The organism is Cytobacillus sp. QJM3NY_8 (assembly GCF_056173585.1).
Genome location: NZ_JBWBUY010000002.1, coordinates 330318 through 349547, shown reverse-complemented (window position 1 = coordinate 349547; position 19230 = coordinate 330318). Strand labels below are relative to the sequence as shown.

Annotated in this window: 16 protein-coding genes and 1 pseudogene; 7 read left to right on the top strand and 10 right to left on the bottom strand. The window is 35.8% G+C overall.

Annotation, left to right across the window (positions count from 1 at the left end; all coding sequences use genetic code 11):
- Positions 1–46 precede the first annotated feature (46 nt).
- The 7 genes from AC0VZ9_RS28630 (at position 47) to AC0VZ9_RS28600 (ending at position 7317) form a co-directional block, all read left to right on the top strand.
- Positions 47–1414 (top strand): APC family permease, encoded by a 1368-nt coding sequence (locus AC0VZ9_RS28630; RefSeq protein WP_159866949.1) that lies wholly within the window; start codon positions 47–49, stop codon positions 1412–1414.
- Positions 1415–1435: 21 nt separating this feature from the next.
- Positions 1436–2245 (top strand): creatininase family protein, encoded by an 810-nt coding sequence (locus AC0VZ9_RS28625; RefSeq protein WP_159866946.1) that lies wholly within the window; start codon positions 1436–1438, stop codon positions 2243–2245.
- A gap of 459 nt (positions 2246–2704) precedes the next feature.
- Positions 2705–3858, top strand: a protein-coding gene (locus AC0VZ9_RS28620; protein ID WP_475396411.1) for an IS3 family transposase whose coding sequence is annotated in 2 segments (ribosomal slippage) — positions 2705–2957 and positions 2957–3858 — 1155 coding nt in all. Because the reading frame shifts where the segments join, the coding sequence is not laid out codon by codon here.
- 340 nt (positions 3859–4198) lie between these two features.
- Entirely contained in the window at positions 4199–5458 is a 1260-nt protein-coding gene (gene ltrA, locus AC0VZ9_RS28615; RefSeq protein ID WP_159871960.1) for a group II intron reverse transcriptase/maturase, read from the top strand.
- A gap of 228 nt (positions 5459–5686) precedes the next feature.
- A complete protein-coding gene (locus AC0VZ9_RS28610; protein ID WP_159866943.1) occupies positions 5687–5974 on the top strand; it encodes a hypothetical protein in 288 nt (95 codons plus the stop codon).
- A gap of 596 nt (positions 5975–6570) precedes the next feature.
- Positions 6571–6771 carry a helix-turn-helix domain-containing protein gene (locus AC0VZ9_RS28605; protein WP_159866940.1) on the top strand — a complete coding sequence of 67 codons (201 nt, stop codon included), beginning with the start codon at positions 6571–6573 and terminating at the stop codon, positions 6769–6771.
- Between the two features lie 57 nt (positions 6772–6828).
- Complete coding sequence (locus AC0VZ9_RS28600; protein WP_159866937.1) at positions 6829–7317, top strand: hypothetical protein; 489 nt, start codon at positions 6829–6831, stop codon at positions 7315–7317.
- An 89-nt stretch (positions 7318–7406) separates the two neighbouring features.
- On the opposite strand, the gene AC0VZ9_RS28595 is transcribed toward AC0VZ9_RS28600, so the two are convergent.
- The 10 genes and pseudogenes from AC0VZ9_RS28595 to AC0VZ9_RS28550 all read right to left on the bottom strand — a co-directional run bounded on the left by AC0VZ9_RS28595 (position 7407) and on the right by AC0VZ9_RS28550 (position 18635).
- Positions 7407–8492 (bottom strand): SH3 domain-containing protein, encoded by a 1086-nt coding sequence (locus AC0VZ9_RS28595; RefSeq protein WP_159866934.1) that lies wholly within the window; start codon positions 8490–8492, stop codon positions 7407–7409.
- A 148-nt stretch (positions 8493–8640) separates the two neighbouring features.
- Positions 8641–10251, bottom strand: coding sequence for a hypothetical protein (locus AC0VZ9_RS28590; RefSeq protein ID WP_159866931.1), 1611 nt, complete (start codon positions 10249–10251; stop codon positions 8641–8643).
- Positions 10252–10374: 123 nt separating this feature from the next.
- A complete protein-coding gene (gene xerS / locus AC0VZ9_RS28585) occupies positions 10375–11499 on the bottom strand; it encodes a tyrosine recombinase XerS (RefSeq protein WP_159866928.1) in 1125 nt (374 codons plus the stop codon).
- Positions 11500–11575: 76 nt separating this feature from the next.
- Positions 11576–12829, bottom strand: coding sequence for a DUF1173 family protein (locus tag AC0VZ9_RS28580; protein WP_159866925.1), 1254 nt, complete (start codon positions 12827–12829; stop codon positions 11576–11578).
- 777 nt (positions 12830–13606) lie between these two features.
- Complete coding sequence (locus tag AC0VZ9_RS28575; protein ID WP_159866923.1) at positions 13607–13768, bottom strand: FbpB family small basic protein; 162 nt, start codon at positions 13766–13768, stop codon at positions 13607–13609.
- Positions 13750–14009, bottom strand: a pseudogene (locus AC0VZ9_RS28570) (biotin/lipoyl-containing protein); the annotation flags it as partial. The pseudogene AC0VZ9_RS28570 and the gene AC0VZ9_RS28575, both read right to left, overlap by 19 nt.
- A gap of 792 nt (positions 14010–14801) precedes the next feature.
- Positions 14802–15569 carry an SDR family NAD(P)-dependent oxidoreductase gene (locus AC0VZ9_RS28565; protein ID WP_159866920.1) on the bottom strand — a complete coding sequence of 256 codons (768 nt, stop codon included), beginning with the start codon at positions 15567–15569 and terminating at the stop codon, positions 14802–14804.
- Between the two features lie 13 nt (positions 15570–15582).
- Positions 15583–16929: a TRAP transporter large permease gene (locus AC0VZ9_RS28560; protein WP_159866917.1), complete on the bottom strand. Its 1347-nt coding sequence runs from the start codon at positions 16927–16929 to the stop codon at positions 15583–15585.
- A gap of 5 nt (positions 16930–16934) precedes the next feature.
- The gene (locus AC0VZ9_RS28555; RefSeq protein ID WP_159866914.1) at positions 16935–17411 is read right to left on the bottom strand and encodes a TRAP transporter small permease; all 477 of its coding nucleotides are present in this window, start codon (positions 17409–17411) and stop codon (positions 16935–16937) included.
- A 207-nt stretch (positions 17412–17618) separates the two neighbouring features.
- A complete protein-coding gene (locus AC0VZ9_RS28550; RefSeq protein WP_159866911.1) occupies positions 17619–18635 on the bottom strand; it encodes a DctP family TRAP transporter solute-binding subunit in 1017 nt (338 codons plus the stop codon).
- Positions 18636–19230 lie beyond the last annotated feature (595 nt).

Genomic DNA, 19230 nt, shown 5'->3' with positions numbered 1-19230 from the left:
TTAAAAATGAAATGTATATTCCAATAATTGAAACGGAGGGATGCAAATGCAGCCAAATAAGGTAATTAGCAGAAATGAACTGAATGGAAAAGGACACGGACAGCTTCATAGGAGCCTGGGTTTTGTGGATTTATGGAGTGTGGGTGTTGGAGCCCTCATAGGGGGAGGAATCTTTACAGTAATTGCCCCAGCAGTTGCGCAAGCAGGACCAGCCTTGTTTGTTGCTTTTTTAATTGCCGGTATTATTGCCATATTGTCTAGCATGAGTTATTCAGAACTTGCCTCGATATGGCCATATGAAGGAGCATCATATGCATATTCAAAATTCGCTTTTTCGCCAATCCATAAAGACTTGGGGAGGTTAATGGCTCTTTGGTGTTCAGGCTTATATTTTCTTTCCTTTGCCTTTGCTGCTGGAGCCGTAAACTTAGGATTTGCAGGATATTTTAATTATATATTTCCATCCTTGCCGGCAACTGTAGTGGCACCGCTCATTTCTATCTTAATCACTGGATTGCTACTAGTAGGTATAAATGCAACTGGCAAGATAAACACAATCTTCTCAGTTATTCAGGTTATCGCTTTATTTGCAATTGCTATTATTTCAATTGCTTCTAACCCAGCGGGGCCTTTTCTGCAAAGTGATTTTCTTCCCAATGGATGGACCGGAGTCTTTGCTGCTACAGCATTGATTGCTTTTGGACAAATGCAGGTTGAGGCAGTTCTGACATTAGGAGAAGAAGCTAAAAACCCTAGAAGGAATTTGCCATTAGCTCAGGTTTCTGCCCTGGTTACAGTAGTTATTTTATATTGCTTAACTGGTTATGGGGTGGTTTCCGCAGCGGATATCACTGCTCTTGCGGAATCTAAAGCACCTCTATCTTTAGCTGTTGAGAATGTGCTTCCTGGTCTTGGTGCTGTTCTGATTGCCATCGCAGCTTTAACAGCAACCGGAACTTCAACAATCGGATGCTTACTGGGCTCATCAAGAATGCTATTTGCTGCAGCAAGAGAAAATGCTGTTCCTGCTGTTTTTGGGAAAATTAGCAGCAAAACGAAAGTTCCAGTCTACGCAACAGTTTTTACTGGAATCATTGCACTTGGAGCAACTCTAATGAGTACTTTTGGCTATGGGAAAGCTATTTCGATTGCTGTTGGGGCAGCCGTATTTTCTAACTGGCTGATGATGGGTTTGATGAATATTGCTCTCATTGTCGTAAGGATCATGCGGCCGGAAATTAAGGCAGAATTCCGCTTTCCTTTCAACATAAAAAATATACCGGTACTTGCAGTCATCGCGGCGATTGCCTCCTTTTGGATACTGACTTATATAGAGACCATACCTTTATTGATAGGAATAGGGTGGATTAGGAACTACCTGGATGAAGAAGACTTAAATAGGTTATCAGAATAATCGAATGAAAGGATGAGAGAATTGAAAAGTATATGGCTTCAAGAAAACAAATGGGAAGATGTAGAGGCGTATTTACAATCAAATAAAACAATAATTGTCCCTGTGGGCAGTGTTGAACAGCATGGGAAACATTTGCCGCTTGGTACAGATTCCTTGGTAGCTATAAAGGTGGCAGAAGAAGCTGGCAAACGCACAGAAACGTTGGTGGCTCCTCCGAACTGGACAGGCTGGGCCCCTCATCATATGGCATATCCAGGAACAATAACATTAAGACCGGAAACGTTAACGAACTTGATGTATGATGTTTGTAAAAGCTTAATCTATCATGGATTCGAAAAGATTATCATCGTAAATGGACATCGAGAGGCAAATTTGCCCCCATTAAAGATTGCCATTACTAAGCTTCGCAACGAGACAGGGGCTTTTTTATCAATTGCAGATCCATTTTATATAGCTGACCAGGTAGCCAGAAAAGTAAAAAAATCAGAACCTGGAGGTGTTGGTCACGCTGCTGAAATGGAAACTTCCCATATGTTGTTTCTTCATCCGGAGCTTTGTGAAATGGATAAAGCAGTAAAAAATATTAAAGAGAATCATCGATTCCTACAGCACGATCCATTTGTTGAGGGAGACCGAATCTTTGTTCCAAGTGATGTGGGTATATACAGAGAGGGGTCACTTAATGTTGGAGTAGTAGGAGACCCAACAGTATCAACTAAAGAAAATGGGGAAGCTTATCACCAAGAATTGATTGCAAATATGATCGATTTTATTGAATACTGTAAGAACGATTTAAAGGTTGAGATTAGAAAAAGGGAAATTCCATTATAATTTATTGAAAAAAGGAGTCAGTAAAGAGCTGACTCCTTTTTTTCTGTGCGCCCGGCATGGGTGGAGTCTATAGGGTGCAAGTCCCGAGCCATGAAGGCAGTAGTAGTGGTTAGCTTAACGCAAGGGTGTCCGTGGTGACACGGAATCTGAAGGAAGCGAGCGGCAAACCTCCGGTCTGAGGAACACGAACTTCATATAAGGCTAGGTACCATTGGATGAGTTTGCAGATCAAAACAAAGTCCTTACTGCCAAAGGTGGTACAGAGTAAATGGAGCAGATAGATGGAGGGAAAGACTGTACTCTTACCCGGGGAGATCTGGTTGGTACGCCAAGTACACTTGGTAACCTATCTAGCAATAGATAGTTGAACAACCAGAAGTCAGCAGAGGTCATAGTGCTGTTAGACTCAAAAGTAGACACAGTTTATTATTAAAGTAACTAATAAATTGAGGTGTCTACATGAACAGAAAAACATTTGATGAAGATTTTAAAAGAAGTACTGTCCAAATGATGATTGAACAAAACAAATCAGTAGCACAAACAGCTCGGGATTTAGATATCAGCCCCAACACGATTCATAATTGGAAAAAGAAATACTCTGATGAGTTTATGGATGAGGCCATTCCTAAAATGACAGAGGAACAGCAGATGCGAACCTTTCAAAAACGTATTCGTGACTTGGAAGAGGAAAATGCTATTCTAAAAAAGGCTATGCACTTCTTCGCGAAAGACCATCGGTAATTTTCTCATTCATCTATGAGAATCGCTTCAAATTCCGTGTGGAGAAGATGTGCAAGGTCATGAATGTTTCCCGAAGCGGTTACCACAAATGGGTGGATCGCCCTGAAAGCGAAAAAACAAAGCGACATAAGACTTTGGTTAAATTCGTTCATAAATCCTACCTGGAATCTAGGAGTCTTTATGGAAGTCCAAAGATTGCCAAAGATCTTGAAAGAAAAGGAATATCTGTTTGTCAAAAAACAGTAGCCCGTATCATGAAAAAAGAAAATTTGCGGTCTAAGACAGTTAAAAAACATAAAGCGACTACAAATTCAAAACATACACTCCCTGTCTATGAAAACAAGCTTAATCAAGAGTTTAAAGTTACTAAGCCGAATAAAGTTTGGGTGGCTGATATTACTTATGTTCCAACATCAGAAGGATGGCTTTATCTGGCAAGCGTAATGGATTTATTCTCCAGAAAAATTGTAGGCTGGTCGGTCGACAAAACCATGACCAAAGATTTGGTTATTAACGCATTAGAACGGGCCTATTATCGCCAGCAGCCAACACTTGGATCGGTCCTCCACCATTCAGACCGTGGGAGCCAGTATTGTTCAAATGATTACCAAAAGAAATTGTCAGCCTACCAAATGGATGTAAGTATGAGTAGAAAAGGAAACTGTTACGACAACGCGTGTATAGAATCCTTTCACAGTGTACTGAAAAAAGAATTAATCTATTTAACAAAATATAAGACAAGGGAACAGGCAAAAAAAGAAATCTATGAATATATCGAGATTTTCTATAATGCCAAAAGAATACATTCGGCAAATGGATATTTTTCGCCATCCGAATACGAACGTATGTACTTTAACAAGACTGCAAGTTAAGTAAAAGACATAACTTTTCCTCTTCATTCAGGTACAGAATACATTCTGTACCTGAATGAAGAGGCCACCAAGCGAAAGCGCGGTAGAAGATAAAAATCTATAAAAATTGTGTCTACTTTATTGACCTAATACCATAGTACCTTACCTACTCGAGATGGTAAGGGAAGGGCTGAACATTTAGGAAGAACGAGAACTAGGCATACAATTCCTGTGTAGAAGCAGACAATCCGAAAGGACTTACCTGAAGGAAGAAGTGGTGAATTCCACAAGGGGACTTCAGGAGGGTGGAGCAGGAATAACATAATTAGATTTCTACGTTCACGTCGAAAGGAAATATCATATGTTAATGGATCTGATTCTGTCACGGGAAAACTTAATAGCAGCACTTAAACGTGTGGAGAAGAACAAAGGGAGTCACGGCATAGATGGAATGTCCGTAAAATCCCTACGAAGACATCTCTATGAGAACTGGGACACCTTATGTGATTCTTTAAGGAAAGGCACCTATCAGCCCAACCCCGTCCGTCGAATCGAAATCCCGAAACCGAACGGTGGAGTAAGGTTACTAGGAATACCTACCGTGACAGACCGATTCATTCAACAAGCAATTGCTCAAGTTCTAACCCCCCTTTTTGACCCAAGCTTCTCGGAACATAGCTATGGGTTTAGACCGAATAGAAGAGGTCATGATGCGGTTCGCAAGGCAAGGGAATACATAAGTGAAGGTTATAGATGGGTAATTGACATGGACTTGGAGAAATTCTTTGACAAAGTAAATCATGATAAGCTAATGGGGATTTTAGCAAGTAGAATCCAAGACCGATTGGTCTTGAAACTAATACGGAAATATCTCCAGGCAGGAATCATGATAAATGGTGTAGTCTATGATGCAGAAGAAGGAACACCACAAGGAGGTCCTCTGAGTCCTCTTCTTTCAAATATCCTTTTGGATAAGCTTGATAAAGAGTTGGAAAGGAGAGGTCACAAGTTTGTCCGCTACGCCGATGATTGTAATATTTACATGAAATCGAAGAAAGCTGGAGAACGAGTGATGAACTCGATTACACGTTTCATAGAGCAGAAATTAAAACTCAAAGTAAATCGAGGAAAATCAGCAGTTGATCGCCCGTGGAAACGAAAGTTCCTTGGCTTTAGCTTTACGCTCAATAAGAAACCGAAGGTTCGAATAGCCAAAGAAAGTATTAAAAGGCTTAAGGCTAACATACGGGAATTAACCTCCCGTTCCAAATCAATTCCTATGGAAGTTAGAATTCAGAAACTAAATCAATATCTGACGGGATGGTGTGGATATTTTGCATTGGCTGACACACCAAGTAAATTTAAAGAATTTGATGAGTGGATTAGAAGAAGACTTCGTATGATTGAGTGGAAACAATGGAAAAACCCAAGGACAAGGGTGAGAAGACTCAAAGGTCTAGGTGTCCCTGACCAAAAGGCATACGAATGGGGAAACTCCAGAAGGAAATATTGGAGAATAGCCTCTAGTCCAATCCTACACAAAACCCTCGATAACTCCTATTGGAGTAATCGAGGGCTCAAAAGTCTATATCAAAGATATGAATTTCTGCGTCAAACTTAAATGAACCGCCGTATACCGAACGGTACGTACGGTGGTGTGAGAGGTCGGGGGTTAGTCACCCCCTCCTACTCGATTAAATTAAAATAATCTGAGTTTCACCCAATTTAAGTGAGATAGCGTTAGTTTTAAGGTGGAAATTTGTCGAATTTTTTCGCAAAGATAATAAAAGAAAATTAGTGCTATTGCTATATTATCTATAAAGACAAAAAAAGTGAAAGGATGAAAATTATGAAAAAAGATATCACAAAAATTGTTATTAAAGGTAAGGACATTAATTTTTCACGAGCGGTTCTCCATGTGGGAAATAATAATGGAATTACTTATATGTTGACTGTTTTCAATCCAAAGGGACTTAACGACTTTTACCAAAATGATGACATATCCATTGTTACAAGGGAAGGTGAGGAAAGAAATATTGTTGGTACATTGGGAATGGGAGATGAATCTAAAGCTTTATTTTATATAAGCGGAGAGCCTTTTCCTGTTACTGAGGTTGAACTTAGAAATTATTATTAAAATTGAAGATGGGGCAATGTTCGATTTAGGTCATTGCCCCATCGGACCTTTTATCAGCTTCGGAAGAAAAGCATACCTTGATAAAAAATGAAGCTGGTTTTATGCCCGCATCGGTTACAAAGAGTATACCGGATATAGTAATCATGCCGGACTTCTTCATTTACAATTTGAGGGTTGCAGTGACAGATTCTTAGCTTATTGAACATATAATCATTCCTTATCTGTAGGTTAAGATTATGTAATCCATTTACTAGTAACTTTGTCAATACCCAGATAAAAAAAGAAAAAATAAGTTTGACTTTGGAAGTTTAAGAGCAACGAACCGGGATATAAGTGGCTTAATTTCCTAATGCATATTATAAGAATTTATAAATAATTGTCTTATACTGCTAAACTAAAATTGAAACTGTCGTCTTATGGAATGGTATGCAATGCAGTTTGTCCTAACCAATTTATCCTTGATATCCTCGAGAAAGTCGAAGTGGAATGGAATAGGTATTGGAAGGGATATTATTAAAAACCAAACTAAAGGATGCATAAACCTCTATCCTTAAACATTTCTACTTAAAAATCCGATACAAGACATGGGTGATTATATGTATGGCAGCTTAGGAGCAAACTTAAGAATTCAGCGATTTAAGAAAAACCTTACACAAGAAGAAGTGGCAAAAGCTATTGGCACATCTCATAGCATGATAGGTAGGTATGAAAGAAACAAAACACGGCCAAGGAAAGACAAGCTGCAAAAATTAGCAGATTTCTATGGAGTAGATATAGAAGAATTCACCAAGAGATAAGTCTCGCAAGTTTAAAAATGACAATAAGATCGTAGTTAATATAAAGGTGTTGATAATATGGGTGTTAGTCTTAAAAAGGTTTGTGTTCACAATGGTCATGTATTTGAAATTCCCAAGAAAGATTATTCTGAAATTAGAAGGCCGGAGTTTGCCAAACAAGATATTTTAATGATGGATATGGCTTGCGAAACGAAAAATAGAAAACCCATACGAATTTTAAGGATTGTTTTTGATACTCTTGCATTTGATGATAATGGAGTTTACAGAACACAAGATGCAATCTTAACCGATGAGTTTTATGTTCAGTTTTCATATGCAATGTATAATAGTAATATAGATGAGAGACCACTTCCGCTACCAAGAGCGCCAATTAATCCATCTAAAGACGATATAAATGTCTTGAAAATGTATATTACTAAAAAATATCCAACAATTTCAGATGTTTTTCCTGAATGGGTGGACTACTCAATAAAAAAAAGTAAAGAACTCTATCAAGAGAACATTAACAAATTTAAGGTTTCACACAAAAATTCTTTAGGTAAATGAACAAACTTAAAAATGTAAAAGGTTAACCATCCAATTGGTTAACCTTAAAGTTTTATATTAGTCAAATCCATGCTCTAACTATATTATTTTTACTTAATCATCTTAAATTTAATCACTTTGGACTCCTCAACCCAACCTATCTCTCCGCAAGACTCTCCAGTATCCACTTCAACCTTTATCCAATTATTTTTTCGTTCTATTATTGTTAAAACTGATACAGTTGATACCTTTCCTCCAGGCACAACAGGCGAAGTCTTGGATGTTCCCTGTCTTAAAAAAGATTCATTCCGTAAAAATGCCACTTGATCAACCGGATTAACCTTTATATACTTTGTAATCACTTTTCTCGTATCTTTTACTATCATTGAATCTTGCATCGTATCTGCAATAAGAGCTTTTACTTCTGCATTATATTGTCCAGTTAAAAATGTTAACGAAAAAGCAAACATGATTTCAAGGATGACCCTTGCTGCATCGTTAACATATTCAGCGTAAAGATAATATATAAAAGCCGGAAGAGAAAATGCCCGAGCTTTAGTTAGTGATTTTTCAAATAATCTTTTAAGATCCTCCTCCGTCATATCAATTAACTTTTTCTGACCAGGAGCGACAGTTCCGTTTACTTGAAGGACTACATCTTGGAAAGAAGGAGAAAGAGATTCTTGCCCTCCAGAAGAACAATCATCTTCTAAATCTTCAAAACCACTTAAATCAATATCCCTAACATTATAGTCTTTGAATATTGATGACAAAGATGAAGTGATTTCTGCTATATTAGCTACCTCTGTGTAAATAGGTCTTATCCAGTTATTAGAATTAAATTCTTCATAAGCTTTTATTAACTCCTGTGTTTTATCTGCCAATTGAAATACAGGAGACATACTCTGCCACAATAGCCTTTGCTCTTTTTGAACTTCTAAAAGACTTGATGTCAATTGGCTAAAAACGTTTACCTGCAAAGGTTTTATAGATGCTTGTATTTCAGAAAGAGTCTTTAAATATCCACTAGTTGATAGGCCATCTATTATCGAGGAAGTGGCCTCTATAAGTCTACTATGGATATTTAAAGAGGTAAGAGGTCGCATGCTTTCTGCCACCTGCTCTAACTGAGAAAGTGTAGAAGACCAATTTATGATTTCAGACTCAGGTTGTGTAGGCACATCAATTTCCCTCATGACATCATCCCCTTAAAAGAATCAAAATAAAAATGCAGGTTTAATTCATCTCTAATATAAGCTAACAGACTGTATATCTTTTTAATACTCTAGAAAGGTTTTAAATTTAAATATTTGAAAACCCCATTACCATATGAGCCTATAAATTTTAAAATAAAGTTGTTCTTATTATATTTGTACACTCCATATATTTTTCATTTAATAAATCTGGGCGCTTTATTCCACCATATTTATCGTAATAGTAATTACGATAAGGAATAAAATCATCCAATACTTTTTTATTCTTAATAAACTTATAGACGGTAATATCATGATGACTAATTAAATATGCTAACAACTCTAGATCATAAAGGCCAATATAATCTATTTCTTTTATATGTGGATGCAAATTACCTTTTAAGTCAGCTATTAAATCATTAAACTTTGGAATTTTAGGAAAAGATTGAAGAGATACTGATAAAATAATCACCTTATTCACATTTTTAAATATTGAAGGTTTTTTACTAAGGATATTGGTATAAGCTTTGTTTGCTTGCTTAATCGGTTCGATTGCGTATTTTTCAAAATCTTTTTTACTGAATTCTGGCTCTGCAGAAATTTTTGTTTCTTTCCTAATACGACCACCTTTACATTCAAAAATTAGCAATGTTCTTCCAAGTAAAACATGAGAGTCAGGTGATCTTTTGTTTTCTTTCCCATAAAGAAATTCATCTATAAACTCATAATTTGTTATTTTCTTTGCAGAGTTTACAGCTGATGATAACAATGTGGATATATATTGTTCGAACAAGCGGCCGAAAAAAGAAAAAAAATCTATCTTACTTTTAGCACAACTTTGATTAATCTTAAAACACAAACCATCAAAAATGGTGCTATTTAATATGCCAGGAGAAAAAGGGATTAACCAATTACCTTTTTTAAATAATGGTTTGGAGAGAAGTATTTCGTAATCAAATGGATTATCAATGGTGTTTCTAGCCCAAGTTTTTAAAGTATTTATATCTACTGTTAAATCATTGGATATTTGCTCTGCTACATTTTTGATTTTAACTTTTTTAAAAAAGGTAGTTAAATCTATGCCCCAGTTATTAGTGCTAAATGCTTCTCTTAGGTTTAATTCCTTGATGCTAGGCATATGCAATGCGAAGAGTACAGAAATATAATCTTTAATGGAGTACCCATAATATTGTTCAAAGATAGAATGTATATCTAAATAAGAATCTTTTAATTCATTTTTAAAATCTTTATTTTTAGCTATTTCCTCAAACATTACATACTGCCTTACTAATGCTCTGTCAATATCTCCTGGACGAGTAAATAACCAACTTTTTAAGACAAGGTTTTGTACTTCATCTTCATTATCTATATTGTCTTCCAAATAATCGGAAATCTTTAAAACTGTGATAAAAATATTATAGTAATCAGGATAACCATTATTAAATGTTGATTCATTCTTGGGAAGTCCATATGCTAAAAACCATTTTATTGAATAAAGTAAGCTGATTAAATCAAATGGCTCTACAGAATAAATTTCCTCTCTATCTTGAATACTCGCATTTATAAGTGTTTTTAACTGCTTTTTTGATTGGTCATTTAATACAGAGAATTTAGCAATAATAATCAGAGCATCCTCTAAATTTATACTTCGTATATCATTTATAATTTCTTCTTTTGATGGCTTATAACCAAAAATTTGTGAGTATTTTAGCCATGAACTCATGTGGTTTGCGATTCGAGAAAAACCAGAATCTATTCTCATATTTTCCTCCAATTCAATCACTTATTATATTAGTTTTTCAATTGCATTAAGTTAACTCACCAAGGGTTACAATTCCAAAATCATTCTTAGGGATTACTTTAAGTAGAAGGAATTTAATTTACTTTAATCCTTATTAAGCTGGTTTCTTCTCAAACCTAATTGTCTAGCAGCTTCTTGAGCTTTTTCTTGGTCAGGGTTAGAGTATAATGCAGCTGTACTTGTAGATGAATGGCCAAGCTGTCTCATTAGCAAATGGATATCTCCTGTTTCCTCCATAAGGTTTGTAGCGTATGTATGCCTTAGTTTATGGGGGGACATAGACTTGTTATTTTTGTACGCTTTTGTATATTTTTTAACCAGGCTTTCTACAGAGCGATTTGCCAGTGGAGAAGGGCTAGTTGAACCTTTAGATATAAATACATAATCAGAGTCCTCATTGGTTGCTTTATAGCGCTCTGAACGTATATCTAGATAATCTCTAATATCCCTCATTGCTTCTGGAACAACTGGAATTGTATCTTTTTTGCCGCCTTTTCTTATTACACTGATAATATTCAGTTCAAAGTCTAAATCCTTTAATCTAAGATTGGTAAGCTCATTTACACGAATACCACTGCCTAAAAAGAGAGAGAGGATAGCAAGATCACGTTCTTTATCTCTTTTAAAAAATATACGCTTCCTTGAACCATCAGGTAAATTTTTTTCATATTGATTTCTAACAAACCATAGAAAGGAAGCATCATCATTATTTTGAAAAATTTTTGTTGAGATTTTAGAAGCTCTTGCACCAAGTGTTTCCTTTACCTTATTTACTTCAATTTTCAACATTACATTTCGGTAAAAATATGGTTCACCCTCATCATTTTCAGTCTGGGTAGTCAGATAATGGAAAAGGGAACGGAGAGCCGATATCTTACGATTCACAGAAATTTTTTCGGGTTTTTTTGTTTCATTTTTGCTAACTTGAATATCCCTTCGCTGCAGGTACTTAAAAAAGTTTTTTGCATCATCGAGCTTTAGTTTTTCCAGGACTGAAAGAGGAATTTCTTTAATGGTGGCAACCTCCGTAATTCCTTCAGATATTAACCATTCAAAAAACATTTTATAATCTAATACATAGTTTAAAAGGGTGGAGGAGGAGCGGGTATCCAATTTATCATCTACATACTCACCAACGTAATAGGGCATGATCTTGACCAATTCTTGTAGTTTTTTTTGATGAACTTTATGTTGTCTAGTTTCGGCCATGATTCCACTCCTTGTCGAAATTTGTCTAATTTATGCGTAAAATTCAATTTTTACGAATATATAATATAATCGATTATTAGAACCCAACAGTGGGCAGGGGAGGCTTTTCAGACTGATTATAAGCATCCCAATACCAAAAATGATAATCCGGAAATAATCCACTAAATAGTTCTATCTTGTATCTCCTATGAATGTGATACTCCGTATTTCTTTCTGAGATTCCAAACACTTCAAGAATTGTTGGCTTTTCTGTGTCCAAAAGGATTCCATCTGGTATAAGTCCGTTTAATTTAGGGTGATATTGAGTATCTATGGGCCTTTGAACAATTCTTTTTTCCTTACACAGTAGATCATACAATTCCCGCTCATATGAACTTTCTACCGGCACTCCACAGTTATTGATCGGGAGTATTCCTAAACTTATGAATTCAGGCAGTTTTCCAAAACCAGTACTTTTTATGAAGCCGCCAACTATGTAAGGCCCGCTTGATACATTTATACAGCTTTGAGCAAATTCCAACAGTTTCTTGCTAACCACTAATTTAGCATTAGCTAGATTAAGAGGATTAATTACGTTTATTAAGTAACTGCATTCATCCACCTTTTCATAATTATCTAACATAAATAGAGCGAATGGTTGAGCTATACGGTTCACCTTTTGCTCAATCATATAAACTTGACCTGGTTTCCCGCCTTTATAAAGCAAACTTTGTAAGTGGAGTTCTTTAGTGACAAAGTAATGCCGAGTTGTTTTCGAATAAATTTGTCTAAATACATGGTTAAGAGAAGGGTACTCTTTTTGACCATTAAAAAATATATAATCATTCCAGGCCTTTGTCACGATCAACTTAATAAGATTTTGGATACTTAATTTATTTGTACTTTGCCCAGTATCTCCGCCTGTAACAGGTGAGGGAGCGGAAGAATCTTTTGTTTTTTTTGCTCGTTTAATGATTTTATAATCATGGGTATCTAAGGTAATGTGATAATTGCCCTCTTCATCTTCTTCACAGTTCTTTTTGTAAATGGTTTCAGATGATGATAAAGAGTTCTCATTATGGAAATGACAATCAGTATGATGCTTACTAGCTTGTTTTGGAAAGCTTTTTAAATAATAAGTGTCTGAATCCGATATGTAACTAATACTCATATTAATTGGAGCAGCTGACTGACAGAGACAATATAATTCTAACTGTCTATGATGATATTGTTCATAAATTTCTTGCATTTTTTCTTTCCTTGAGCGTTCATCTAATTGCTGCATTGTGTAGTAGCTAAGGTTTTCAACAGAATGGTTTTTGCGATTCTTGATTTTCAGGATCCCAGCCAAAAAATACCTCCTCAGAAATAAGGAATAAGTTTTATGTATAGGGTAATTATACCAAACATACATTCTCGACGTCTATTCATTATTGCTGAAAATAAGTATTTTACGCACAAATGAAATTATCAAAATATAAATCTGCCTTCCCTCTTTTTCTTTAGACAACTCAGTTGTGACCTATACAACTCGATAGTGAACTATACAACTTTATACTAAACGTTCGTTTCCCACGGTAGACAACTCGTAAAATAGGTATTATACGAACATTTATTCCATTATTTTACACCCATTGATATAGCATAATTTGGCTTTTTTTTACGTTTCCCTTTTGGGATTGTTATTATGCGTTCCGGTCAATTTATATCCTCTTTTTTCATGACAACTAACTCTATAAGGCACACATACCTGGCATAATGTCATAATGAAAGTAAGTCGGACTCTAGAAAATCAGAAGGAATGTTTCAATTTTGAAGACATTCCTTTTTCTAACCAGAAATACTTTAGTTCCCTTCTTAAATAAAAGTACCGTTTGTTTAAGTACATTCCTTCACAAAACTTGTCATTTGCCATTTCTATTATCACAGGAATGCTGCCCACATTGTTGAGAGCAGCTTTATCAAACTCAATAATTTACTTTCATCATAGTTTCCATTTTTATTGAGAGTTTCTATTTCTTCTAATTTTAATTTCTTGTGATAGCACCTTGAACTCCGTCATCATTCATTGCACTGTTGATGTATTGTTGATTTAGAGTTAGACCATTAAACAAAGATATAGCAAAAATTAAAAACAGGACTTATTTTCTTTACCCCCTAATTTAAATGCTTCTTTTGTATGCCTTTGTTCAATTTTCTTTTCAATTTGATCGAGTACATCCTTATTTTTATTTATCTCTTTAATATTCTCTAATATCAATTGATCCATTTTTATCTTATGCTTAAACATTTATTAAACCCCTTTATCTTATTTTGTATAATTTCAATCGATAAATCCTCAGTAGAATCGCTTCTCCGCTCGATAGATATAATTCTTTTATAGTGACAATGAAGCTTTAACAGTCGTTTCCATCTTCATTGCTGATTATTAGGTGATCTCCTATTTCCACTTTCTCGCCTTTTTCAACTAGGACCTTAATGACAGTACCTGGCATTGTTGTCCCGGTATGATGTTCATTATTCGGATCTGCGCCATTGTTTTGGTAGCTACTGCATTATATACTCGCTGTCTTAATAATATTTCTGCTATCTCTCAAATAATGCCGACGAGATTGCAAGTGCTTCAAAAAGCATATCAGTTACATGAACTATAGGGGCTCCATCTCGAAGTGGTCTGCCATTCGACTCCCCAGTTAAACTCATAATCCTTCACAACAACTACAATAATTTATTATGCAAGTCCCGTGCCAAATGTATATGGTTAAATAGTTTTCAAAGTCCCTTATTTGTTTTATTTAAATTTGATTTGTGTGTATATATAGTTAATACACTTGCAAAACTGCGATAAAAAATGCTTTTTTTGCTAGTACATTATTACAATCTATGTTTGTATTAATAGGAAACTCTCCACCATGTTAATTAAAACAATTTCCAGGAATATCCACTCCGGTTTTTTTTACTTTTAATTGAGACGATCACTTTTTTTAAATCTATATTATCTATATCTACTTTTTCCTCCTGAAATTATTGCTATTTCAAATGACCGTAAGTTGACGGGTATTGCCTGTGCAGAATTAGACGTTTAAAACACCTGTAAAACATTCGCAATATTTAGATAATTATTATTATAGAGAAAGGGAAAGACGTCTTCCATATATCAGCGCTAACAGATATACGGGAGACGCCCTCGCAATAAAATTAACAATGGATATTGTATAGATTATCTTCTAATTAAAAACAATGGAGTTTTGCAAAATAAAAAGAGTGGTCTGGAGAGGCATAATCGAGAAAAATGGCTCATCGAAATCTCCCTTTCCAGAACTTTAGCCAATAGCAGCCCCTCCACATACTTTTAAAACTTGTCCTGTTGTATAGCTTGCTTCCTTTGAAGCAAAGTATAGTACTGCTTCTGCAATATCCTCTGGAGTCCCCATTCTTTTTATTACCTGTGTATCGAGATTATAAGCCAGACCTTTTGTAAGCGCAGATTCCACTGCACCAGGCGCAACACTATTACATACAATACCTAAATGTCCCACTTCTTTTGCTATCCATTTGGTAAAAGCAATAACGCCACCCTTTGAGGCTGCATATGCAGGGCCTGAACGTCCCTTTGTGCTTCCAGGTTCAAATCCTGAAACGGCACCTCCCATGATGCCAGAGATTGAGCTGATATTTACAATTCTTCCATATTGCTGCTCCTTCATATATGGATAAATGACAGCTTGTGTAAGGTAAAAAGTTCCCTTGAGGTTAGTATCGATATCACGATCCCAAACTTCCTCTGTCATCTCTTCCAGATCCATTCTACTGGCCGTTCCAGCATTATTTACAAGAATATCAATTCTGCCAAAAGCTTGATAGGTATCTTTAACTAGACTTTGAATGACCTCTTTATCCTTTATGTCAACCTCAAAAGAAAGTGTTTTGGCATTAGGATTAATTTCAGTAATTTCTTTTATCGTTTCCTCACTTGGCAGAAGATCTACCAACACAACATGTGCTCCTTCTCTTGCTAGTGTTTTTGCACAGGCTGCACCTATTCCTCTAGATGCTCCAGTTATAATAGCTACATGATTTTCAACTCTCATATGATAATCCTCCTTATTTCACACCTAGTAAATCTGGTAAGAATGTGGTAATGCTAGGTACATAAGTAATCAATATTAAAACAATGATCGATGCTATAACAAATGGTAAGATAGCCCTTGAAATCTGAGCAAGTGATACTCCCGCTTGACCGCAAGCAACATATAGATTTACACCAACTGGCGGTGTAAATAAACCAATTGCTAGGTTCACTGTCATGAATATTCCAAATACAGTCGGATCTACGTTAAGGAATAGCATGATTGGAAGGATAATCGGAACAAAAATGTAATATGCAGAAATTGCATCCATAAAAGCTCCGGCAATTAGTAAGATTATATTGACTAATAATAGAATAATAATTTTATTGTCCGTTATTCCTAGTAATCCATCAGAGATTTGCTTGGCAATTTGTTCTGTGGTAATTAAGTACGCAAATATTGATGCGGCGCTTACTATGAACATGACAACAGCTGTCTGAACGGAACAATCAATCAAGATCTTTTTAATTTGCGCTACATTTAATTCTTTATAAATAAATATTCCTACAAACAATCCATAAAACACGGCAACTACAGCTGACTCTGTTGGAGTAAAAATACCACCATATATCCCGCCTAAAATAATAACCGGGATGAGCAGTCCCCATATCGCGTCATAAAAAGCCTTAAGGCGTTCTTTATTTGTAGACTTTTCTCTGGCTGCTGATATTTCATAGAATGCATTGTCTTCATTTACTTTAAGCATATAATTTTTAATATCTTTACGTTTGACATACATCGCGGCAAGAATAAAAGCGACTCCCAAAAGAAGCCCCGGTATGATACCAGCAATGAACAAACGCCCGATGGACACAGGTATTTGATCACCTGCGACCACTGCAAATACAATCAACGCAATACTTGGAGGAATAATAACCCCAATGGATCCCGAGCTTGCAAGTAGGGCAGCAGCGGATTCCTTTTTCATACCATTTTTGACCAATGCAGGAATTAAGATACCACCTATTGCAGCAACTGTTGCAGGACCTGAACCGGAAATTGCAGCGAAAAAAATCGCTGTAATAACAGTTACAAGGATTATCCCGCTTCTCCTGTGTCCTACCATGACATCAGCAAAGTGAATCAAACGCTTTGATATTCCGGCATAATCCATAATAACGCCGGCAATGATAAAAAACGGAATCGCAAGCATAGTAAACTTAGCCACACTCGTATACATGATATCTGATACTACTTCAAGAGATGACATCCCCATTGTAGAAAACAATGTCACAATAGACGCAGCTGCAAGTGCAATGGCAATAGGTACTCTAATCAGTAATAGCAGTACGAAAACACCAAAAAGAAGTATACTAGCCATCTACATCATTCGCTTTCTTGTAGTAAATTTTTGAATTCAATAACCGTCGATTCAATCGCTCGAATTACACATAAACCACAACCAATCGGGAAACTCAATGTAAATATCCATTGTTGCCATCCCAAAGATGGAGTCGTCTGATTAATCATCATTTGAAATTGCACCATCTTAAAACCGTAATAAGCAAATAGAATAAAACATATAACGACGATAGCACCTATAAGAATTGATAATAACTTTTTCACTGGCAATTTTGCCTTATCAAAAATAAGGGTGAAGCCGAGGTGAGCACTAGTCCTCACTCCGACTGAAGTTCCAACAAACGTCATCAAAACAAAAAGGTTAATCGTAACTTCCTCTGTAAACGCCAATGAAGTTTTAAGAAAATATCGTGATAAAACATTAGTAAAAGCTATTAGACACATAATAGAAACACTGAAAATTAATAGGCTATTTTCAATTCTTGATAGCAAATTAGACATGTATCACACTTCCTTCGAAAAGAAATTACGCCAGGTTAACAGGTAGTAAGACCCCCGATCCAGACTGAGTTTATAAAGTAGAAAAGGCAGTGGGTTCCCCCATAAAAGCCCGTTTGAGAAATTTCCTTTGGGTATTAACCCCTTAGAAGGTCCACACAAACCTCTAGTGGGGGATGAAGGACATCCCCACTGATGGAGTTTTCTTTATTACTGAAAGGCATTAAATAGTTCTGCTCCCCAAACTTCTTTGTACTGATCATAGATTGGCTGAGCTGCTTCTTTAAATGCCTCTAATTCTTTATCTGTTGGATAATAGATTTGCATTCCTGCTTCTTCTAGACTCTTGATTTGCTCTGCTTCAAGTTTTCTAGCTTCTTCAATTTGGAATTTGTTTGCATTATCAGCTGCTGTTTGAATAATTTCAATATCTGCATCACTTAAAGAATCAAATAACTTCTTATTCATACCAAGAATAAGTGGATCATAAGCGTAATTCCACATTGTCATGTACGGTTGTACTTCGTTTAATTTAGAGGAATATATAATATCAATAGCGTTTTCCTGTCCATCAATCGTTCCTTGCTGCAGGGAAGTAAAAACTTCTGAAAAGCTCATTGTTGTTGGGTTTGCACCAAAGGTTTTCCAAAGGTCAGTAAACATTGTGATACCTGGAATACGCATTTTTAATCCTTCAATATCCTCTAAAGTTTTGATCTCTTTAACACTGTTCGTTACTTGACGGAAACCATTCTGTCCGAAGCCTAGAGGCTCTACACCAAAATCACGAAGGATATCCTTAACCATTTCTCCCCCTTCGCCACCAAGTTTTGAATCCACTTCTTCTAAATCTTTAAAAAGGAATGGAGCATTTATAACACCAAGTTTATCGTTAAGAATCGAATAAATAATCAAAGAGTTATAAGTTAAATCAATGGTACCTTTTGCAAGTGATTCTACTGCTTTACCAGAGTCACCGTTTGATAATTGTTCGTTAGGGAATATATCGATGATAATTCTTCCATCCGTTTTTTCTTTTACTTCTTTTGCAAATTTCTCTGCAGCTTTATACATAGTCGAAGTATCACCTACCGTTACTGACATTCTCAATTTCATTTCTTTTTCCTTCCCACCCGCGGAGCTAGAACCTCCACTACCGCAAGCAGTTAATAACAACGAAAAGATAACGCTTACAATTAATGAAAGCCAAACTTTGCTTTTTCTCATAATTAAACCCCTTCCCTTCGATTTTTAAAATCTCTTTATAATCGCTAAGAAATCATAATTTCCCTCTACATTAATGTTATTTGGCTACGTCCTTGCTTCCAAGTAAGCTATGTAGAACAAACTAATAATTAATTTGTTCCGTTGCAAAAATTTCTTGAAGGTACGAGTTATCATAATGAATTATCCAGCGAGCCCGACGAAAACTTTTAGGACTTGGCCGGTTACCACGGACACCACCTGTTAAAATCGCAGTTGGTTACTTCATTATGATTACGGTTTATCTTTGCATCTGTTTTCTCCTTTCATTTATTACTTTAAATAACACATGCAATATCCATGCCAAAGGGCTGAATCATAAATATGTATAAATAAGTGTCAAGTCTATAGGGAACCTAAGCCTAAAAGCAATGGCCATACTATTAACCACGCAAGTTATCACATAGTATAGAAATACTTTCACAAACGCTATAATTTGTATTTATGCTATTGCAAAATTGCTATGATTAATGAAATTAAAATATATATATATCATTCAACCTCAAAATATATAGGCTCATTCCATCTATGGTTCAACATTTTTATTGCCTCTAAACTT